This is a genomic window from Marinobacter sp. (genome assembly GCF_965229985.1).
In the GTDB taxonomy this organism is placed as follows: Bacteria; Pseudomonadota; Gammaproteobacteria; order Pseudomonadales; family Oleiphilaceae; genus Marinobacter.
In genome coordinates this window covers 3,753,545-3,767,718 of the sequence record NZ_OZ245935.1, presented here as the reverse complement: position 1 = coordinate 3,767,718, position 14,174 = coordinate 3,753,545, and the positions used below count along the sequence as shown (strand labels likewise).

Here is a 14,174-nt window from a genome sequence, read left to right as displayed (position 1 = left end):
TCGGGGGACCTAGAGCCCCTTACCTCCGGCCACAACAGCAGAACCGAGAATCTCGGCAAATTCTTTCGGAGCACGGGCGGGCCGCTGGCTTTTCATATCAACACAGGCGTGAGTGGAGACCGCCCTGACCAGGGTTTTGCCATCAGACGGACGCACCAGCTGGAACTGCCGGGCAGACCGGAAACGACCGTCGTAGTCGGTCAGCCAGGTTCCTAACACCAGCTGATCCCCCGTGTTCGCCGAGGCCAGGTAGTCAATTTCCGTGCGGGTAATGGCCATCGCCTTTCCGGTTTTCTCGTGCAGCGACCAGCTCATACCCAGACTTTCAATGTGAGCCCAGCTGACATCCTCCAGCCAGCGCACATAGACAACATTATTGGCATGTCCGAGCCGGTCGGTATCCTCGGCCTGAACCGTTATATCAATGGTGAAGGGCGCCGGAAGATCCCAGGCAATGTCTTGGTGCTGCATCAGTTGCTCTCTCCGAGACCGGGAATGGCCTGCAACGGTAGCCGACCAATACGATCATTGTGAAGTGAACCAAAGTACAGGTTGCCACCGTGGGGATTGACCGAGGTAATTTCCTGAAGATGGGTTCCCCGGGTGTCGTGGAGACTGGTAATAACGTCGCCATCCCGATCGAAGGCGATCACCAGACCATATTCCTGTGGCGCGGGCTTCAGGCTGTCCGGGAGCTTGGCCACCAGATCCTTGAGCCAGGGCCTCGGGTGCATGGCGTCAACTTTCTGGTTCCGCAAGGTTGGAAACGCTACCCAGTAGCGGCCCTGCTCATCCACCGCCAGGTTGTCTGGAAAACCGGGAAGGTTGTCGGCAAACACTTCTGCCTGCCCGGCTCTGGGCCCGTGAATCCAGTATCTGAGGATGCGGTATTTCCAGGTTTCGTTAACCAGCACGTAGTCACCCTCCGGAGATACCGCAACGCCATTGGCAAAATGCAGGTTGCCCAGGAGGACTTCGGCCTTGCCGGTTTTCGGGGAGTAGCGCAGCAACCGACCGTGGGGGCGCATTTCCAGAAGATCCAGCAGGTACTCCGGCTGACGGAATTTCGAGCTGGCATCGGTGAAGTAAATTCGCCCGTCATCGGCAATATCGACATCATCGGTGAACCGGAACAGGGTACCCTCAGCTTCCCGGGCCAGCACGGTAATCTTGCCATCGGGGCTTATGGACAGCAGGCCTCGCCAGGCATCGGCGACGATCAGGTTCCCCTGTCTGTCAAAAACCATCCCCAGGGGCCGGCCGTCGGTAGACAACCAGTTCTCAACCCGACCATCCGGGAACACCCGCACAATGTAGCCATCCTGGGTGCCGGTATAGAGCACGCCGTCCTCGCTGATGGCCGTATCCTCGGGACCATACACCTGGCCCCTGGCCAGAAGGTCCGCGAGTCTCAGTCGTTCGTTCGGCGCAATAGGCCCGGTAAGGGGCGGCGGCGAGGGCGGATTCCAGGCTTTGCTGTCAACAGGCGACGGTGTCAGCAGGAAGCTGCCAAGTAGCAGGAAAACAACCAGCAACCCCACCATCCATTTCATACACTCTGCCCGCCTGTTGTTATGTCAATTCCGTGTGTCAGCGATTGGGTTACCTTAGCAGACCGGCCGGTGGGCAGGAAAATACCCGACACACAACCAGGTCAGTCACCGGCACCGAGGAAACGGCGGCAAAGGGCGGCAAAGGAATCGGCCTTTTCGGCGTGCAGCCAGTGGCCGGTACCCTGGATGATACGCAACTGCGCCCGGGGAAACAGTCGCTGAATATCATCCCGGTGTTTCTCCTGGATGTAGGCCGAATCCGCGCCCTTGAGAAACAGCACGGGTCCATCAAACGGGCCATCGCCCTCAGGCGCTTTGGCCAGATTTTCATAGCAGGCATCGATAACCAGCAGATTGAGCCGCCAGCGAAACATGGGGCCGCCCTCCTGCTGCTCTTCCCGGGGAATGCGCTCCAGGTTCTTCAGAAGAAACTGGCGCACACCCGGCTCTTCGACAAAATCGGCCATGAGTCTGTCCGCGTCCTGGCGGGAGCGCACACCGGTCAGATCCATGCTGGTCAATCCTTCCAGAATGGCATCGTGCCGGGGCTTGTAGGAAACCGGCGCGATATCGGCCACGATCAGTTTATCTACGCGCTCCGGGGCCTGCAGGGCGACCTGCATCGCCACCTTGCCGCCCATGGAGTGGCCCAGCAGACTGACCTTGTCCAGGCCCTGTGCATCCATGTAGGCGAGCACATCCCGGGCCATTGCCGGATAATCCATGGTGTCGATGTGCGGTGAGCTACCGTGGTTACGCTCGTCGAGCGCATGGATCTGCCATTGGTCTTCCAGACGGCGGGCGATGCCACCGAGGTTGTCGAGGGATCCGAACAGCCCGTGCAACAGGATCAGGGGCGGGCCTTCGCCGGTAATGCGGTGATTCAGCGCAACAGTCATGGGCAGTCAGTCTCCGGATTGGTCTGCGTTCTCAAACCGGATACATTACCACTGCCAGTCTTGCGAGCAAGTGCCGGTTTTGGCGGTCATTTTCAGAGGACGAAAAAAAGCCGGGCAGAGCCCGGCAGAAGGTCATAGACGTTACGCCTGAGAAATCAGCAATAGAAGATGCTGTTCAGGTACTCAGCGAGCTCAATAACGTTTTGACGCTCAAGCTCGGTATGGGGTACGAAAATTTCCTGTTCCATAAAACACCTCCTGATTGCTTTTCCATTGCTTCAACCTGATAACCTGATGCTATCGTTAAAGCCACGGGTGACCGTTGACAGGCGGTTGCATACACTTGACATTTTGTATCAGTCATCATGACAGGTCGTTAACTATCAACGTGACATCTGCCCAACCAGAATCCACCAGCGCTCCCCTGGTCGCTGCCTCCAGCACGCTGGCACTGGTCCACTACCTTGAGCGCCAGGGCGTGCTCAATGCACCACGCGTTGAGCAGCTGACCGGGCTGGCAATGTCGGAACTCACCGACCCGGACCGTCGCGTACCCGCGGATGCCCATTACCGGCTCTGGGAGCACGCCGAGCTTGTTACCGGCGACCCGGGTGTCGGGCTGCATGCCGGTCAGGTCGTGGACCCGGAGCGAATGGGGCTGGTCGGGCACGTGTTCTTCAACTGCGATACGCTGGGCGAGGCGGTTACCCAGTATGTGCGCCTGCACCGGCTGATCAACGAGTCGGTATTCCTGAGCTTCGAGCAGACCGCCGACCAGGCCATCCTTTGCTGGCAGCCGGACCGGGCCGAACACTACTGCCGGCAGGATATGGACCGGACCCTCGCTGCGTCCATCACCCGCACCCGGCACTTCATCCACCCGGGGATCCGGGCGGAATGGGTGGAGATTGCGCACCCCGCCCCCGTGTATGCGGACGAGTATGAAAAACTCCTCGGTGGCCCGGTCCGATTCGACTGTGGCATTACCCGCCTGGCATTCAGCAGCCGGCATCTGGGACATCCGATTCCCCGCCGCAACCCCTATGTCTATTCAGCAGTGCTGAAGCAGGTCAACTCGCTCCTGGCAAGGCTGCAGACCCGGCGCTCTTTCGGTCGCAAGATTCGCCGATTGATTTCAAAGCAGATGGCAACCGAGAAAATTGATGCTGACACCCTGGCCCGCCAATGCCACATGAGCCGCCAGACGCTTTACCGAAAGCTCAAAAAGGAGGGCCTCAGCTTTCATGGCCTGGTGGAGCAGGTACGCCAGGACAAGGCACTCAGGTATGTCGCCGCAGACCAGTACGCCCTCGGCGAGATAGCCTTCCTGCTTGGCTTTTCAGAGCTGAGTGCCTTCAGCCGGGCGTTCAAGCGCTGGACCGGCACCTCGCCGGCCGAGTACCGCGCGCGGCATCTGGCAACCTCAGACGCAGATCACCAGAGGCCGGGCGCCGGCGACGGAGAGCAATGATGGACGACCTGTCTCTGGTTGCGATTGCGGTTGGCGCTATTTATCTCGGCGCATTCGCCTGCGTCTACCGCATTTTGCTTACCTACCGCACCACCCAGGGCGCCATCGCCTGGATTATAGGCCTGATCGCGCTGCCCTATATTGCAGTGCCCATGTTCGTCCTGTTCGGGCGTTATCGTTTCGGCGGCTACGTAAAAGCCCGGCGCCTTGGAGACGAATCCCTGACCAATCTGCTGAACCGGTTCGAACAGCAGACTACCTCCATACCGATCCCGACCAGCGACCGCTTTACGGACGAGCTACAGGTGCTGTGCCGGCTGGGACGCCAGCCGTTTACCGATGGCAACCGATGTACCTTGCTCAGGGATGGTGAGGCCACGTTCGAGGCCTTGTTCGAGGCCATGGAAGATGCCGAGCACTACATCCTGCTGGAATTCTACATCGTGCGTTCCGATCGGGTTGGCCGCCGGATAAAGTCTATTCTCGAACGCAAGCTGGCCCAGGGTGTGGAAGTCTGGTTCCTGTACGACGACATCGGCAGCGTCTGGCTGCCGCGGAACTACCTGAAGCAGCTAGCCGCCGCCGGCGCCCGCGTGGCCTCGTTTGGCGACGGCAACATCCGCAGGCGGCGGTTCCAGATCAATTTCCGGAACCACCGCAAGCTGCTGGTCTGCGACGGTAAAGTCGGCTTTGTGGGCGGTATCAATCTGGGGGACGAATACCTGGGCACCGCCATGGACCAGGAACCCTGGCGCGACACCCATTGCCGGATTGAAGGCCCGGCAGTAACCGGCTTGCAGCTGGCCTGGCTGGAGGACTGGAACTGGGCCAGTAACGATTTTCCCAGCCTCGACTGGAAGCCATCCGACAACCAGCCCGGGGACGACGAGGTGCTGATGCTGCCGACGGGGCCGGCCGACACCTGGGAAACCTGCACCCTGTTCTTCCTGAACTGCATCAACAACGCCCGATCCCGGCTCTGGATCGCCTCGCCCTACTTCGTGCCTGACTTCCAGATCATGAATGCGCTGCAGCTGGCGGCCCTTCGGGGGATCGACGTGAGGATCCTGATTCCGGAGAAATCAGACAGCCGCCTGATCGGCCTGGCGGCTTACTCCTACCTGGTCCAGGCCTGCAAGACCGGGATTGGTATCTATCGCTACCAGCCAGGCTTCATGCACCAGAAAGTGATCCTGGTGGATGATCGGTATGCAGCAGTAGGAACGGCCAATATGGACAACCGCTCGATGCGACTGAATTTCGAGATCACCGCCATTACTACAGCACCGCATTTCATCCGCAGTGTGGAATCCATGCTGGAACAGGATCTGGACGGCTCCCGCCTGATGACCGAAAGCGACTACAAGGACCGCTCGATCCTGTTCCGCCTGGCTTGCCGTGCGGTCCGGCTGCTGGCACCGTTGCTGTAGAATGCAAGGCCACTGGCCGAGAAATACCCGATGTGCGACTATGCCTACACGATTCAGCCAGTATGCAGTAGCGACAGATCACCATGAATGCCTTCAAACCCAGAGAAACACTGACCGAACAGGTCGCCCGCCACATCGAGAACCTGATTGCCTTTGGCCAGCTCCGGTCCGGAGAACGGATCTATGAGGGGGCCATGGCCAAGCAGATGGACGTCAGCCACGGATCCATCCGGGAAGGGCTGCTGCTGTTGGAGAAGCGGCATCTGGTTCGTAACGTTCCCCGTAAAGGTGCGTTCGTGACCCCGCTGGATGACTACTTCGTCCGCAGCCTTTACGAAACCCTGGAACTTTACCTCACCCATACCGGGCGCAAGCTGGTGCGTAACTGGCAGCCTGATGATATGGCCAGGCTGGAAAACCTCTATGACCAGATGCAGGCCTGCTACCAGAAGAACGATCTGATGGCCTTTCTGGAACTGGGGATCGAGTACACCAAGGCGTCGCTGGCCTATGCCGATAACTATTTCATTGTCTCGGCCATTGATGATCTCTGGCCGTCGGCGAAGCGCTGTGCGTTTGTCGCTTTCCAACAGGGAGGCAACCAGGTGCTCGAAGACAACCTGTCGCACATGGAGCAATCCATCAGCGCCATCAAGGATCGGGATGAAGACCGGCTGGCAGAGATACTGCACCGCTATGCCCTGCAACAATGTCAGCAGGTTCTTGCAGCCATTGAAAAGACCGGCAACAAGACGGCTTGAGGGCCCTCAGTAGAAGAGCTGAGTGAACGAAAAACCGATATTTAGGTAGGCCGTCCAGTTATCCTCGTTGTTGTAGGCTGCGGCCAGTTGAACCGGGCCCAGGAAGGTATCCACGCCCGCGAACACACTGGAGGATTTCACCGAGCTGTCCCAACTGGCCGCATCCAGCGAAGGCCAGGCATTACCCGCCTCGAACCCGGCGCCCACAAACCAGGGCAGCAGTGGTCCACCGAAGCTCTGGCTGGCGTAGGCTGAGACCATCAAGGCGTTGTCTCCGGTAATTTCACCCGGGGCGTAAGCCGACAACCGGCGAAAACCGCCCAGGCGGACCGCATTTTCAATACCTGGCGTGCCCTTCGTTACGGCATGGGCATACACCAGCCCGGTCAACGTCAGGCCCTTCCAGCTCTCAGTACCCAGCGCCAGGCCGGTGACCGAATCAAACTCCCGGTCTGACCCCAACCCCTCACGCTCGAAGCGCCCCCGGAGACCGGCAAAACCACCCGCGCGAGGGAAAAACGTATCATCCAGCGAGTCATGAACCAGTTGCAGGGCTATGCCACCCTGATGCACGGAACCTTCAGGGGCCATTGGCTGGCCGATCTGCTCATCCACCGTGGCATAGCCCCGGGCATAGACCAGGCGAATCTCCGCATTGCCGCCAATTTCCATACCCAGTGCCAGATCCGCTTTTCGGAAGGTCACGTCCACCTCCGCAATGCGCGTGCCCGAGGCATCAAACTGGCTGAAGGTATCCCTGGAATATTCGCCACCCAGCACCAGGAAGCGCTCGTACCCGTAATCCAGAGGCTGGTACCACTGGCTCCGCAGCCAGGGTTCGGTGCCAAGCTGAACACCGGTCTGCCACTCCCCACCCAGCTCGTTCAACTCGGTCATGCGAAGAGCTGACGCCAGATTAAAACGGGTTTCCCCGTCGAAGTTGTCCTCATAATTGAGTCCGAAAGACAGGTAGTTCGGCCCCCAGCTTTTCTCCTGGACGCGAATGATGAGGACCGTACCTTCAGGCGACGACGCCGTCGAATACGACACGATTTCGTAGTAGCCGAGGCCATAGATTCGTTTAAGATCGGCCTCCAGCTGCTCGGTATTCAGAGGCTCGCCAGTTCTCTGTCGGATTCGCTCTTTGAGGAAGTCGCGGGCCAGCCGACGACTGTCTTCGATCTCGATGCGTGAAATGATGTCTGCGCCCGCGTCCCGTGTTGCCACACGGTCCCGCCAGGCCGCCCACGCCTTTCTGGACACCGAGAGTGGACGCAGCTCGACACCGTGTTCCCTGGCGGAACTGGCGCCCAGCTCAAACAGTACCGGAGCATCGTAGAAATCGGCGGAAGTGTAGCCTTCCAGATCCGGGCGTATCAGGACATCGCGCTCTGCGAGCAGATCCAGCTGTTGATCGGTGTTTCTTCTGGTCATGATGGTTGTGAGCTGACCGACCACGGAAAACGCACCTCGCAGTTCGTCGGTCTGCATCAGGCTGTCGGTAATATCTATGGCGATAATAACCTCCGCGCCCAATTCCCGGGCAACGCTGATTGGCAGGTTATTGGCGACGCCACCATCCACCAGTAACTGGCCATCGCGTTCTGCCGGCGCATACACGCCGGGAATGCTCATGCTGGCCCGAATGGCCTCGGACAGGTTACCGTCACCGATCACCACCTGCTCACCAGTCTCAAGATCCGTGGCAACGGCCCGGAAGGGAATGGGAAGCCGGTCGAAGTCTTCAACCAGAGCGGCGTTACGGGTCAGTTCATTGAGGATGAAACCAAGATTCTGGCCGGCAATCAGCCCGCCGCCGACATGCAGGCCATCGGCGCGAACACCGATTCCCGGAACCACCGGAAACCGCCAGTCTTCCTGCTTTCGCCGAACCGGCTTGTAGACCCGGCCGGGGTCATCGCGAAAGCTGGAAAGCCAGTCCATTTCAATAAAACGCTGCTCGATATCACTGACCGGCATACCGCTGGCGTACAGGGCGCCAACCGCAGAACCCGCGCTGGTGCCGACCACCAGATCTACGGGAATCCGCATTTCCTCCAGGACCCTCAGCACGCCAACATGGGCCATACCCTTGGCGCCACCACCACTGAGAACCAGCCCCACCCGGGGGCGCTCCTCAGCCGGAGCCAAAGGCGCCAGAAGAAACAGGATTGGGGTCAGCAGCCAGGGCGCAATCCAGGCCCAACGGTTGCGCTGATTCACAACTGGCTCATTTCCGCTCGGAGGAGTCGTCGTCCGCCAGCGAGAGGTGGGACACATCGGGTATCACCGGCGGCGGCAGGTCACGCTCCACACCCAGATCACTGCCGGGCGGAGCCAGGCTCCACTCCTCCAGATGCTGGAACATTGGGGGTTCCACTTCGGTCTTCTCTGCCAGAGTGACTCCGACCGGATCCAGACTAAGACCAGAACCTGAGAGAATGGTGTCCACCTTGTCGCCTGCCACCGGAAGACGATCGCCGGGCTCGGTCTCGGGAACCTCACTCCGTTTCTCCTCCGCGGGGCGGCTAGCGGGCTCCGGCTGCTGACGCGGCTGGTTTGCCGGGGCCGAAGGCCTGGGCTGAGCTGCAGCATCGGCAGCAGGCCGGGCATCGGCCATCGGCTGAACATATGCAACCATGCCATGCTTTTTCAGTACCGCCCGGTATTTTTCGGCCTGAACCTCTTCCAGCTTGTTACGAATAACCACCGGCTGACCACTGAACATACGGTCTACCTGGTCGAGAGAGGCCTTGAACAGGGTGCGGGCGTTATTGCGCGCGGTTTCCAGATCCGTTCCGGGAACGCATTCCCCTTTAAAGACAAGCTGAAACATGCGTTTTCCTCTTAACGTCCGTCTTTCTTACATCATAGTTGATCGAGTCGCGCACCGGGAGCCCGAAACCCCACCCGCCACTGTATCGAGAGTGCAAACAATTGAAAAATTAATGTCACATATCACGCAAAATGCGACAGACTCTGCAATAATCAACGGTAACCAAACTTTACACTTGGTTACAGATTAACCGGATTGTCACCAGGGAGTGGCCTCCAATGATTATCAAACCTTCGCTTCACATCGCGGTCGCGGCCCTGTTGCTGTCGGCGCCTTTTGCCCATGGTGAAAACATCGACGTACTCATGAGCCAGGTGTTTCCGGCGGCCCAGGCGACCTATATCGGTTACGAGAGCGTTGAACGGCAGGATATTCCTGCCAGCGCCGCGGTCGACCGCAAGTACCTGATTGTGGATTTCCGCCTGGCCTCGAATCAGATGGAATCGGAACAGCTTCAGGCAAGCGTGCACAAGGTCTGCATGACCCTGCTGAAAGACCGCGAACTGATCCGGCAGCTGTCTGATTCCGGCTACGACATGGTCTCGGTCGCTTTCGACCGCCGCTCGCAGTTCGATTGCCTCTGAGGCACCCGATTCCTCACTCTTCACGGCCGAGCAGTTTCGGGAACGCCTCAAGGGTGCTGTTGACAGCATCCAGGTTGAACGCCTCGACATCAGCAAGCAGCTTTTCGCCGTAGCGTGTCACGGACCGGGAGCGGAATCGCTGGCCCCAGGCCAGCACCCGGCGCGCAAAGTCTTTCATCTGTTCCGGATCGCCGCTCTCTCTTACGGTCTCCCACTCATCACCGAAGTCCGCCGCCAGCTGCTCCCTCAGCCAGCCCCGTTCCTGCATGCTGAGAGTCTGGGCCAGCAGACGTTCCGATTCCTTCGGCGCCCCCTCGTCTTCCGCCTGCTCCACCGTGGCCTCTACCCGAGGCAGCGTCACCGTAAACACCGAACCTGTACCCGGCTCACTCTCCACTTCCAGTTCGCCGCCCATCATCCGGGCCAGTTTCCGGCTGATGGCCAATCCGAGCCCGGTACCGCCATAACGGCGGGTGTTCTGGCCCTCCTGCTGCTCGAAGGCATCAAAGATCCGCTCCACCTGATCCTGCGGGATTCCGATGCCACTATCTCTGACCGTGACAACCAATTTGTAATACTGGCGCTCCGGCGCCTCTGTGCTCTGTTCCGCGTTATCGAATCGTTTCTTGAGCGGCTTAGCGGTGGCCCGAACCGTCACACCACCGTCATGGGTGAATTTGATGGCATTGCCCACCAGGTTGAACAGGACCTGCCGAAGCCGGGTCTCATCCAGCATCATGGCGGCGGGCATACGTGAGTCGACACTCACTTCCAGAGTGATGCCCTGCTCACGGGCCCGCAGGTCAAAGATGTGGCGAACATCGTCCAGGAGGCGACGTACAGACACTGCAGAATAGTCGAGCCTCATCTTTCCGGCTTCGATGCGGGACAGGTCCAGAATGTCATTGATCAGCATCAGCAGGCTTCGGCTTCCAGCCCGGATTGCATCCAGATAGTTCCGCTGCTGTGGATCGGTAACGCTGTTGCTGAGCAGATCACTGTAGCCGATCACCGCATTCATCGGGGTCCGGATTTCATGGGACATGTTGGCCAGGAACTCACTCTTGGCCAGGCTGGCCGCCTCGGCTTCGCGGGCAAGACGTTCGGCCTCCAGTTTGGCGGCGCGCAATTCGTCCTCGCTCCGGCGCAGGGCATTCTCGGAACGAATGCGCTCATCCACCTCCCGGGACAGTTTCCGGTTCCAGTACAGAAAGATCAGCACCACCAGAATGGCAATCAACACCACTCTACGCACCACCGTGTAATCGGTTTCCTGCTCGATATCCAGATGGATCCAGCGGTTGTAGATCGACTCTGTCTCGCTGGCCTCGAGGCTGCCCAATGCCTTGTTCAATACCCGATGCAGCTCCGGACTGTCCTTGCGTACCGCAAGCCGCAGATCGTATTGGTACGGGGTGATACTGGTAATACGGAGGTTGGAAAGACCCAGCCGGGCCACGGTGTAACTGACCGCCGGGATGTGGGTAACCATGACATCCAGATCGCCATTGGATAGCGCCAGGAGCCCCTCCTCCACGGTCTCCATGGGGTACAGGTCCAGATTCGGATGATTAATCAGCAGGTAATCATGTGCAGCGTGCCGGTTCACCACTCCCACCCGCTCACTGCGGAGCTCGCGGAGGTCGCCAATAAAACGCCCGTCATCCCGTATGGCAAGAGCAATGGGAACGGTCAGATAGGCCCGCGTGAACAGAAAGGCCTCTTCCGTGCGAGGTGTCCGTGACAATCCCGGCAATATATCAACCTCACCGGATCGGAGCTGCTCTTCAGCATCCATCCGACTCCCTGCCACCGTCCGGGTAAACCGGACATTCAACTGGGCCTCGAGCCGGGTAAGCAGGTCCGGAATAAGGCCCGTAGGCCGACCATCCTGGGTGTATTCAAACGGCGGCCAATCCGAGCGGAAGGCAACCTTGGGGTTCGGGTGTTGCTTGAGCCACTCGATGTCCGATGCCGACAGCTCCAGCCCGCTTCGCTCCATGGCTGGCTGGTCTGCCTGCAGCCAGGACTGGCGGATAGTGCGATGTTCGTTGTGACTGATCGCGGCAATGGACTTGTTCAGCACCTGGAACAGTCGATCGTTGTCAGAGTCCACCTGTAACACGACATCCACCGGGTTGCTGTCCAGCAGGACCGACAGCCCGATGCCGTTCACCATGGCCGACTGCAGATAATCGGAAACAACCGGAACCGGCGCCAGAAATGCATCGGCCTGCCCCGAGAGTATCTGTCCGACGGCTTCGCTGACGTTGCTCACCGGCACCGGCGTGAACTCCTCCACGGGGTCGAGCATGGGGTATTGATTGGGATCACCGGCGATCACGGCAATCCGGTTGCCTTCCAGATCGGCCAGAGTACGAATGGCAGCATCGCCGGCACTCACGAACAGACCGTAGGTGAGGGACATCAGGGGGTCAGTAAAGCGTTTACCGGGAACTACCGGCATGCCGGGCATCCGCGTGGTGAGAACTGCATCGGTCGCCAGCTCGCTCTGAACCGGACCACTTTCGCGTCCTGTTTCCAGGACAACGGGCTCCATGGTCACTCCCAGCTTGTCTGAGAGACGTGCGAGATAGTCAATGTAAGTCCCGGCAAGAACGCCATTACCGGTATCAAAAACCAGCGGCACCTGATCACTGCGAAGTCCGATGCGAAAGCGGTCCTGGTCTTCCAACCAGCTCAGTTCCTGCTTGCCAAGCACCGGTGCCGGCGATGCTTGCGGCGGTTCCGCCCGCAGGGGGGATTGAAACAGCGCCAACAGGCAGCATAGTACAAAGGCAAGGGTAACCTTCACTGGATATCCTTAAGGGTTCCGCTACATTTCAGGGAACAATACCTGCAAACGCCATTGATTTCATTCAGGCAAACGGCCAACGGGAGACGAATGTCCATGGACACCAGCAAACACACCCTCAGTACTCTGTTCGAGCAACTAGGCCTGGCGTCCGACGCCAAGAGCATTGAGGATTTTGTCGCCAGGTACTCGCCCCTGCCAAGCGAGGTTGCCATCCAAGATGCTCCCATCTGGTCCGAAAGCCAGTCTCACTTCCTGGAAGAAGGCCTGGAGGAAGACAGCGACTGGGCGGAAATCATTGATGAGCTGGATGCGATGATGCGTCACTGAGCGGTGGCATTGTCGCTGATAACAACCTGATCGCGGCCCGCGTCCTTTGCCTGATAAAGGGCCCGGTCTGCCCGATCAAACACCGACTCTTCAGTGTCGCCGACAACAAAGCCTGCCAGCCCGGCAGAAAAGGTCACGGTGACCGGCTCTCCGCGAAAGTGGAAGGGCAGTTTGCCGACGTGCTCACGCAATTTATCCACCACCGTGCGGGCGTCTTCAGGCTCGGTTTCCGGGAACAGCACCACGAATTCCTCACCGCCAAACCGGGCCACAAAATCGGTGGTGCGCAAGCGTTCCCTGAATTCTTTCGCAACCAGTTGCAGTACCCTGTCGCCGGCCTTGTGGCCGTAGCAGTCGTTGATCCGTTTGAACAGATCGATATCCAGCACGCCCACGGTCAGAGGATGGCTGTAGCGTTGCCAGCGGTTGTACTCGAATGAAAGGCGCTCCTGCCAGGCTTCGCGATTGGGCAACTCGGTAAGCAGATCGGTCATGGCGCGCAATCGTTCCTTGCGGACCTGTTCCTGCATCTGTTCGGAATGAGCCTCCATGGCCGCCACTTTCTCCTGCATCGCCTCAAGCTGCTCGGAGAGCGCACGTTCACGTTCCGATTCCTGGGTCCGGAAGCGGCCGACCGCCTGACCGATGGATTCAAGGTGACGACTGACCGACTGTTTGAGGTCCTGCAGATTGTCGCTCTCCTGCAGCCGCTGCCCGACACGTTCAATTTCCTCACGTATTTCCCGGTCGAGATCCTCAGATGCGTGGAGCCGCCCGGACTGGGCCGACGACTGGGCCGAGAAATGCTCTCGCAACAGCTCCAGCCGTTCATCCAGTCGCTTCAGAAAGTCTTCGAATTCACGCTTGCTGCGGGTTACCGCGGCTATAACCAGTTCGGCCACATGGTTCAGCCCTTCCCGCAATTCGTCCCAGTCATTACTGGCCAGCAGGGATTGCTGAAGCGACCGTGCACGGGCCTCGGCTGCGGGCTCCAGGGAAACCTGGGCAAGCATTTGCCCCAATAGCTGGCCTACCCGGCGGGCAATACGCAGCCGTTGGGCATTGTCCTCGATATCCTGATCATTGCCCGGGACAGCCTCTGGCTGCTCGGTACGCTCGGGCAGAGCTTCTGTAATAGTCTGCTGCTGTTGCTGCTGTTCTGGCTCCCGCGATTTTCGGGAGAAAAAGGAAGGTTTCCTGTCATTGGAGGACTGGCGTTCGTCGAGAAGGGCCACCTGGCGATCAATCTGGTCCTGCAATTCCTTCCAGGCGTCTACATCCACCCTGTTCTTTCTCAGATCCTTGCGGATTCGCGCCAACAGACGGTCCAGTTCCGGGGTCTGGCCTTCGGATGCAAGGCTGGTGCGCACCAGCATGCGTTCAAGGGTGTTCCGTTCCGCCTTCCACTGCTTCTCCCTGTTATCTGCAGACTCGAGCTCCTGAAGGTACTTTTCCTTCCAGGACTGATCCGATGCCATGGAATGCTCCCGCTTAC

12 protein-coding genes are annotated in these 14,174 nt (G+C 59.2%); 5 read left to right on the top strand and 7 right to left on the bottom strand.

From position 1 onward, the window contains the following. Nucleotides 1-9: 9 nt before the first annotated feature. The 3 genes from ACO06L_RS17225 to ACO06L_RS17215 all read right to left on the bottom strand — a co-directional run bounded on the left by ACO06L_RS17225 (nt 10) and on the right by ACO06L_RS17215 (nt 2,452). A complete protein-coding gene (locus ACO06L_RS17225) occupies nt 10-471 on the bottom strand; it encodes an acyl-CoA thioesterase (RefSeq protein WP_064228427.1) in 462 nt (153 codons plus the stop codon). After that, nucleotides 471-1,553 carry an SMP-30/gluconolactonase/LRE family protein gene (locus tag ACO06L_RS17220; protein ID WP_202347969.1) on the bottom strand — a complete coding sequence of 361 codons (1,083 nt, stop codon included), beginning with the start codon at nt 1,551-1,553 and terminating at the stop codon, nt 471-473. The genes ACO06L_RS17225 and ACO06L_RS17220 overlap by 1 nt, the downstream gene beginning before the upstream one ends. Before the next feature lie 101 nt (nt 1,554-1,654). Beyond that, nucleotides 1,655-2,452 (bottom strand): alpha/beta fold hydrolase, encoded by a 798-nt coding sequence (locus ACO06L_RS17215; RefSeq protein ID WP_202347970.1) that lies wholly within the window; start codon nt 2,450-2,452, stop codon nt 1,655-1,657. Between the two features lie 388 nt (nt 2,453-2,840). Between ACO06L_RS17215 and ACO06L_RS17210 the strand changes: the two genes are divergently transcribed. The 3 genes from ACO06L_RS17210 (at nt 2,841) to ACO06L_RS17200 (ending at nt 6,114) form a co-directional block, all read left to right on the top strand. Further along, nucleotides 2,841-3,923 carry an AraC family transcriptional regulator gene (locus ACO06L_RS17210; RefSeq protein ID WP_202347971.1) on the top strand — a complete coding sequence of 361 codons (1,083 nt, stop codon included), beginning with the start codon at nt 2,841-2,843 and terminating at the stop codon, nt 3,921-3,923. Next, nucleotides 3,923-5,353: a cardiolipin synthase gene (gene cls / locus ACO06L_RS17205; RefSeq protein WP_202348040.1), complete on the top strand. Its 1,431-nt coding sequence runs from the start codon at nt 3,923-3,925 to the stop codon at nt 5,351-5,353. The genes ACO06L_RS17210 and cls overlap by 1 nt, the downstream gene beginning before the upstream one ends. An 83-nt stretch (nt 5,354-5,436) precedes the next feature. Beyond that, nucleotides 5,437-6,114, top strand: coding sequence for a GntR family transcriptional regulator (locus tag ACO06L_RS17200; protein ID WP_064228432.1), 678 nt, complete (start codon nt 5,437-5,439; stop codon nt 6,112-6,114). 6 nt (nt 6,115-6,120) lie between these two features. Here ACO06L_RS17200 and ACO06L_RS17195 read toward each other — a convergent pair whose 3' ends face one another. Further along, nucleotides 6,121-8,202 (bottom strand): patatin-like phospholipase family protein, encoded by a 2,082-nt coding sequence (locus tag ACO06L_RS17195; protein ID WP_413816179.1) that lies wholly within the window; start codon nt 8,200-8,202, stop codon nt 6,121-6,123. 142 nt (nt 8,203-8,344) lie between these two features. Then, a complete protein-coding gene (locus tag ACO06L_RS17190) occupies nt 8,345-8,950 on the bottom strand; it encodes a hypothetical protein (protein ID WP_202347973.1) in 606 nt (201 codons plus the stop codon). 218 nt (nt 8,951-9,168) lie between these two features. Between ACO06L_RS17190 and ACO06L_RS17185 the strand changes: the two genes are divergently transcribed. After that, nucleotides 9,169-9,534 (top strand): hypothetical protein, encoded by a 366-nt coding sequence (locus ACO06L_RS17185; protein WP_202347974.1) that lies wholly within the window; start codon nt 9,169-9,171, stop codon nt 9,532-9,534. Nucleotides 9,535-9,547: 13 nt separating this feature from the next. Here the strand turns inward: ACO06L_RS17185 and ACO06L_RS17180 are convergent, their stop codons facing one another. Continuing rightward, the gene (locus tag ACO06L_RS17180; protein ID WP_202347975.1) at nt 9,548-12,349 is read right to left on the bottom strand and encodes an ATP-binding protein; all 2,802 of its coding nucleotides are present in this window, start codon (nt 12,347-12,349) and stop codon (nt 9,548-9,550) included. Nucleotides 12,350-12,445: 96 nt separating this feature from the next. Between ACO06L_RS17180 and ACO06L_RS17175 the strand changes: the two genes are divergently transcribed. Beyond that, nucleotides 12,446-12,679, top strand: a complete 234-nt coding sequence (locus ACO06L_RS17175) for a DUF2789 domain-containing protein (RefSeq protein WP_064228490.1) — start codon at nt 12,446-12,448, stop codon at nt 12,677-12,679. Here ACO06L_RS17175 and ACO06L_RS17170 read toward each other — a convergent pair. Then, the gene (locus ACO06L_RS17170) at nt 12,673-14,157 is read right to left on the bottom strand and encodes a GGDEF domain-containing protein (RefSeq protein ID WP_202347976.1); all 1,485 of its coding nucleotides are present in this window, start codon (nt 14,155-14,157) and stop codon (nt 12,673-12,675) included. The two genes, ACO06L_RS17175 and ACO06L_RS17170, sit on opposite strands and share 7 nt — an antisense overlap. Nucleotides 14,158-14,174 lie beyond the last annotated feature (17 nt).